The following is a 6,366-nucleotide window of genomic DNA, read 5'->3' as shown; positions in this document are numbered from 1 at the left end:
CAAGACCTTCTGCACCTGCATGCTCACCTCCGGGGTGAGGAAGAGCTTGTCGCCGTTGACGGGCGAGGCGAACTTGACGCCCTCTTCGCTGATCTTGCGCATCTCGCCCAGGCTCCAGACCTGGAAGCCGCCACTGTCGGTAAGGATGGGCTTGTTCCAGCCCTCGAAGCGGTGCAGCCCGCCGAACTGGGAAAGGATGTCCAGGCCCGGGCGCAGCCACAGGTGGAAGGTGTTGCCCAGGATGATCTGGGCGCCCATGTCGGCGAGCGACGAGGGCATCACGCCCTTCACCGTGCCGTAGGTGCCCACCGGCATGAAAACCGGCGTCTCGACGACGCCGTGGTTGAGGGTCAGGCGGCCACGCCGGGCCTGACCCTCGGTCTTGAGCAATTCAAACTGCAGCATGCGGCGATTGTCGCCGCATGCCACGTTCAGGGTGCCACTGCGTAGCGCGCCGAGAGCGCGAAGCCCGAGTTGTTGGCCGGCGCGGTGGCGGTGTTGGGCAGGTAGAACGCCGTCAGGCCCAGGCCCTGGATCGGCAGGCCCTTGAAGGCGCGCACACCGGTGGAGGCGTTGCGGACCATGTAGCCCGTGCGGGCGCTGTCGTAGACCAGGGTCTGCTGGACCGCGGCGGCGCCGTCGGTGGACGAGTTGCGCACCACCGTCTTGGTGGCCGTGTCCACCGAGGTGATGGTGTGCGCGGCCGACGTGATCTGCCCGCCGCTGGCCGTGGATTGCAGCGTCTGGCCGGCGATCATGGTCAGGCTGTTGGTCGCATCGTTGGCCGCCGGCAGCGGCACGGCATGCTGGCGCGTACCGATGGCGAACTCACCGAGGGTGTTGATGGTCAGCAGCATCATCTGGCCGTTGCCGCCCTTGAAGGCCCACAGGCGATCCACCCACGGGTCGGCCGGGTCGGTCGAGCTCAGGTTGAAGCCGCCGGCGCTGTTCACGGAAAGCGCCGGGGGGGCGTCGGCGACCGCGGTGCAGCTCGCGTCGGCGGTGCCGAGCGGATCGTCGAAGCAGCGCATGCCGCTCACGCCGCCGGTGGCGTTGAGGGCCAGCGTGCCATCGAACGGCACGTAGGTCGGGCCGGTGTCGGCCGCGTTCATGCCGATGAAGTTCCAGGTGGCCGCGAGGTCGGCCAGCGGGATGTCCTGCGCCGGCAGGGCGATCATCATGCGGTAGGTGTTGCGGTGCTCGACGGCGACGGTGTCGTCGTCGGCGCCGACGAGGGCGCGCACCACGATCACGCCCGACGGGGCGACCATGGCTTCGCCGCTGTTCGGCAGGGTGTAGCGGCAGGTGCCATTGGCGGTCATCTGCATCACGTCGCCCGGGCCGAAGGTGGCGGTGAGCGCCGCCGCGTCGATGGCCATGTTCTCGATCGTGGTGATGGGTGCGCCATCGGCGGTCGAGACCGACTTGGCAATCTTGATCAGGCGGTAGTTGGTGCTGCGCAGCGAGTCGCAGTTGGCGGCCTTGGGCAGCAGCATCAGGCCGGCCGGCAGCGGCTGGCCGGTTTCAGCCGGGGGCTGGGCGCTGTTGCCGGCCTGCGTGGCGGCGGCGGTGGTGGCCACCACCTGGGTCAGCGTGGCCAGCGTCGTGTTGCTGGTGCTCAGCGCCGTGCCGAGCGCGTCCAGCACGCCGTCGTAGCCCGTGCCGCTGCCAGCTTGCAGCGTGCCGCTCACCATGTCGGCGCTGGTCAGGGCGGTGGTGTCGAGGCCGGCGGCCGACAGGGTGGCGATCACCTCGGTCTTGGCGCTGGCCATGTTGGTCGTGGTGACGGTGGTGCTCAGCGTGCTGGCACTGGCTGCGTCCATGAAGTCGGACGGGTTCTGGCCGGTGAGCTGGGCGACCAGCAGTTCGGTCACGGGCGTGATGTTGGCGGTGGCGGTGGAGCCGGTGCCGGTGGCGACCGAGTGCAGCTCCAGGCCGGCGTCAGCGCCGGTTCCCACGGCTTCCAGCACGCAGGGCAGCGCGCCGCTGGTGATGGTGATGGTGTAGCTGCCGGTGCCGCTGGCGGTGGCGGTGCCGGTGCCGGTGGCGCACTTGGCCGTGACGGCGGCGCCTGCGAGGGCAGCGCCCTTGGCGACCACGCCGGTCAGCGTGATCTGGGTCGGGCCGCTCGGTGCGGGCGCCGGGGCGGAATCGCCGCCGCCACCGCCGCAGGCAGCCATCAGGCCGACGCTCGCCATCGCCAGGGAAAGGGTATGAAGTCGCATGGAATGCTCCGTGTTGTGTAGAGAATCTGTCGGCGCGAGAAGGCTCGCTTCAGCCGGTGCAGAGATTGCGACGGGGCGTTCTTTTCGTCTTCGACCAAACGGCTGACCCCGCCGCTTCGTTCATGCAGGAAGTCACGCCGTGCATGTCTGGTGCGTGCCGTCGGACCGGCAGCCTCACAGCTTCCAGAGGAACTCGATGCCGGCGGCCAGGCCGCTCAGCGTGGCCTTGGGCAGCTCGACACTGCCCTGCACCTGCGAGTCGCGTTCCGCGTAGCTCCACTGGCCCCACAGGCCGACGTGCACGTTGGGCACCACGGCCCAGCTGTAGCGGCCGGCGAGCGCGAGGTCGTAGCCCTTGGTGCCGTCGAAGCTGTAGTTGGGGAAGGCGGTGTTCTCCAGGCGCCGCCACACCGGCACGCCGACGGTGGCGCGCACGCTGTAGTGGCTGCCGGTGTTGCGCACGCGCTCGCTCTCGAGCGCCACGCCGCCAAGCAGCAGCACCTCGCTGGCGGACTCTTCGACCGTGCGGTCGGCCGGCAGCGCGACGATGTTGTCGGGCCCGGCGGCAAAGCCGTAGCGCTTGAACGACTGCGTCTGGAACGAGGCGCCGCCGAGCGCGAACCACGCGCCGCTCAGGCGGTAGTGGCCCAGCAGCTTGGTCTTGGTCTCCTGCAGGCTGAAGCGGTTGGTCTGCAGCAGCGGGTTGTTGACGGGGACGCCGCCGATGCTGGAGGCGGTGGCCGTCCACTCTTCGGTGACGGTGCGCGGCGCAAAGGTCGATTCGGCGTCGAGCGCGAACAGCACATCCGGCGTCACCGCATACACCGCACCGGTGATCAGCAGGGGGTTGGTGACGCGGGCTTCGCTCTCCACCGGCAGGATGCTCGGCGTCTCGCGGTAGGTGAGGCGCTGCGCGCCCATGCCCATGAAGAAGGAGAAGCCGCGGTCATCGCCGGCGGCGGGCGCGGGAGTGGATGTCTGGGCCTGGGCAGCCAGGGCCAGCGGCAGCAGGCCAAGGGCAGCCAGGCGCGCCAGGCGGTCGAAACGCAATGTGTTCATCGGGGTGGGAGGCCGTGGAAATGTGAGAAACCGCACGCGCCGGTGCGGGCCATGGGCAAACCTACCTGGCAAGAGGGGGCCCCTCCTGTCAGCCGGCGCCATGATTGCGGCCCTGGGTGCAGCGCGTCTTCAGCCAAACGGTCGAAGCGCATGCGCCAGACCCGGCACGAAGTCACATCCGGGCCCCGCACGTGGTGCGGCGGGCGCACAGCCATCGGCCAGATGGCCGATATCTGGAAGGGCCGTGCGCGCCCGATCCCCACCTTCATAATCCTTCGAGTATTTGCAGTTCCGCGCGCATGAAGACGCTTCTGGTAGACGACCACATCCTGTTTCGCGAAGGCCTCGCGATGCTGATCACCCAAGGGTTCGCCCAGGCGCAATTGATGCAGGCCGGCAGCATTGCCGAATCGCTGACGCAGATCAGCGAACAGGGCGACGTCGATCTCGTGCTGCTCGACCTGGCCCTGCCCGACAGCTCCGGCATGAGCGGCCTGCGCCGCCTGCGCGAGCACGCCCCCGAGGTCACGGTGGTGGTGTTGTCGGCCGACGAAACCCCCGAGACGGTGATGGCCGCGATCGAGGCCGGTGCCGCCGGCTTCATCCCCAAGACGGCCCGCCTGGGCGTGATGCAGGAGGCCCTGCGTGTGGTGCTCGACGGCGGCGTCTACCTGCCCGAAGCAGTGCTGACGCGCAGCCCCGTGCCGGCTGCAGCACCCGAGGGCGCGGGCGGCTCGCTCGGCCTGTCGCCGCGCCAGCTCGACGTGCTCAAGCTGCTGATCGAAGGCAAGCCCAACAAGCTGATCTGCCGCGAGCTCGACCTGTCGGAGTCAACGGTCAAGACGCACCTGGCCGCCATCTTCCGCCGCCTCAATGCGAACTCGCGCACGCAGGCGGTGGTGGCCGCCGCCCGCCTGGGCCTGCGCTTGCACCCCAACTGAACTTCAGACCACCGGCGCGGCGCGCTCGATCGCGGCCAGCAAGGCCTCGGTCTGAAAGGGCTTGTGCAGCACCGGGATGCCGCTCACGCTGAAGGCAGCGATGTCTTCGGGCGCGGTGTTGCCGGTGATCATCACCGCCGGCACCGCACCGTAGCGCTCGCGCACCGCGTCGATCACCATCAGGCCGTTGCCCACCGGCAGGCGGTGGTCGGTGAGCAGCACGTGCGGCGCAGGGTGGCCTTCGCTCAGCCACTGCGCCACCGCGGGCAGGCCATCGAGGCTCACCACCTGCGCGCCCCAGGCCTCCAGGCGGGCGCACAGGGCCACGCGCACGGCCTCGTCGTCATCGACCACCAGCAGGCGATGCGTGAGCAGCGGTGAGGCGCCCGGCGCTGGCCTGCGGCGCGGCGCGGCGGGCGCCTCACCGCGCGGCAGCACGAGGCTGAAGCACGAGCCGCGGCCGGGCACCGAACGCAGGGCGACGCGCGTGCTCAGCAGTGCCGCGCAACGCGACACGATGGCCAAGCCGAGGCCCAGGCCACGGCTGCGGTCGCGCGCCGGGTTGTCGAGCTGCACGAACTCCTCGAACACCTCCGCCTGGCGATCGGGCGGGATGCCGCGGCCGCTGTCCCACACCTGCAGGCGCACCTGCTCGCGGCCGTGGCGGCGCGCCACCACCAGCACGCCGCCGCGCTCGGTGTAGCGCACGGCGTTGCCGACCAGGTTGCGCAGCAGCTGGTCGAGCAGCAGCGGGTCGGCGCGCACCGTGAGCGCCGTGGGACGGAAGCGCAGGCGCAGCGACTTGGCCCCGGCCGCCTCGCCCTCGTGCGCGGCGATGGCATCGAACACGGCCTGCAGCGGCACGGCCTCGATGCGGGGCCGGACCGCGCCCGAGTCGAATCGCGAGAGGTCGAGCAGGCCCTGCAGCAGCCGCTCCATGGCGTTCACCGCCTCGTGGGCGCGGTCGATCATGTGGCGCACGTCGGGCGCCGAGACACGCTCGCGCACCAGGCCAATCAAGAGGCCGATGGTCACCACCGGCTGGCGCAGGTCGTGGCTGGCGGCGGCGAGGAAGCGCGTCCTGGACGCGACGGCCACCTGCAGCGCCTCGGTGCGCTGCTGCACACGCTGCTCCAGCTCCACGTTGAGCCGCTCCACGCCCTGCCGCGCGGCCACCAGGCGCGCCACCAGGCCCCAGGCGGTGGCGGCCAGCATCAGCACGCCGGTGTAGTGCGACAGGTAGTAGGCCTCGTAGGGCAGCTGGCTGTTGAGCAGCAGCCCATCGCGTGCCGACAGCGCGAGGAAGGTGAGCGTGGTGGCCGCCATCAACGCCGACTCGGTGCTGCGCTCGCGCCAGCCTTTGCGCAGCAGCAGCCACAGCAGCACGAAGTACAGCGCGAAGCCGGGCAGCGCGAGCAGGCGCAGCATGGGCTCGACGAACTGGCCGCCCAACAGGAAGCCGCTGTTGACGAGGGCGAAGCCCCACAGCAGCACGCGCAGCCAGCGCCAGCGCGTGTCGGTGAAACGCAGCACGAAGAGGCCGAACAGGCAGGCGAACCACGCGTGGCCCGCTTGCACGAGCATGGCCCAGGTGTCGACGCCGATCGGCAGCTCGTTGAGGTAGAGGTTGCTGTTGCGCGCCGCCCAGGCCACGGTGGCCAGGCTGAAGCACAGGTACATCGGGTCGCGGTTGGAGCGCAGCCAGGTCAGCAGCATCAGCACGCCGGCCACCAGCGAGACCACGGTGGAGACGAGGGCCCCGTCCTTCTGCCACAGGTTGCGGTGGGCATGGATGCGCGTGAGCTGCGCATGCGGCGCGAGCTGCAGGTGCGACAGGCCGGCGCGGTAGCGCGGCAGGCCTTGCACCTGGATCTCGAGCACGTCGCCTTGTGCGTGCAGCAGGCTGCCGGGCAGCATCAGCAGCAGCGGGGCGTTCCAGGTGAAGGTCGCGTCGGGCGTGCTGGGCCGCCCGTCCCAAAGCAACGAGCCGTTGAGCCAGACCTGGCCGCCGGTGGCCAGGCGCGGGATCAGCACCGCGGGGGACGCCATGCCGCTCGCGTTGAAGGGCACGCGGTACCAGACGGCACCCGGGCCTTGCGCGCGTGTCTGCTTCCAGTTGTCGGGCAGGGCGATGTGCTGCC

5 protein-coding genes are annotated in these 6,366 nt (G+C 70.3%); 1 reads left to right on the top strand and 4 read right to left on the bottom strand.

Annotation, left to right across the window (positions count from 1 at the left end):
* The 3 genes from VFL64_RS17460 to VFL64_RS17450 form a co-directional block, all read right to left on the bottom strand.
* Positions 1-405 (bottom strand): tRNA-guanine transglycosylase (locus VFL64_RS17460; protein ID WP_489541653.1); only part of this gene is annotated, 405 nt, incomplete at its 3' end.
* A 26-nt stretch (positions 406-431) separates the two neighbouring features.
* The gene (locus VFL64_RS17455) at positions 432-2,225 is read right to left on the bottom strand and encodes a hypothetical protein (protein WP_489541652.1); all 1,794 of its coding nucleotides are present in this window, start codon (positions 2,223-2,225) and stop codon (positions 432-434) included.
* A 174-nt stretch (positions 2,226-2,399) separates the two neighbouring features.
* On the bottom strand, positions 2,400-3,284 hold the full coding sequence (locus VFL64_RS17450) for a hypothetical protein (protein ID WP_489541651.1): 885 nt from the start codon (positions 3,282-3,284) through the stop codon (positions 2,400-2,402).
* Between the two features lie 299 nt (positions 3,285-3,583).
* Between VFL64_RS17450 and VFL64_RS17445 the strand changes: the two genes are divergently transcribed.
* The gene (locus VFL64_RS17445; protein ID WP_489541650.1) at positions 3,584-4,225 is read left to right on the top strand and encodes a response regulator; all 642 of its coding nucleotides are present in this window, start codon (positions 3,584-3,586) and stop codon (positions 4,223-4,225) included.
* 3 nt (positions 4,226-4,228) lie between these two features.
* Here VFL64_RS17445 and VFL64_RS17440 read toward each other — a convergent pair.
* Positions 4,229-6,366 (bottom strand): ATP-binding response regulator (locus VFL64_RS17440; protein ID WP_489541649.1); only part of this gene is annotated, 2,138 nt, incomplete at its 5' end.

Source organism: Rhizobacter sp. (genome assembly GCF_035702065.1).
GTDB lineage: Bacteria > Pseudomonadota > Gammaproteobacteria > Burkholderiales > Burkholderiaceae_C > Rhizobacter.
Note: the sequence above shows the minus strand (reverse complement) of the source record. Positions and strands in the feature narration are given on the sequence as shown.

Bases quoted from the DNA above. Each gene is read 5' to 3' on its own strand.
- VFL64_RS17445 (WP_489541650.1), top strand. From the start codon at position 3,584: ATGAAGACGCTTCTGGTAGACGACCACATCCTGTTTCGCGAAGGCCTC.
- VFL64_RS17450 (WP_489541651.1), bottom strand. From the start codon at position 3,284: ATGAACACATTGCGTTTCGACCGCCTGGCGCGCCTGGCTGCCCTTGGC.
- VFL64_RS17455 (WP_489541652.1), bottom strand. From the start codon at position 2,225: ATGCGACTTCATACCCTTTCCCTGGCGATGGCGAGCGTCGGCCTGATG.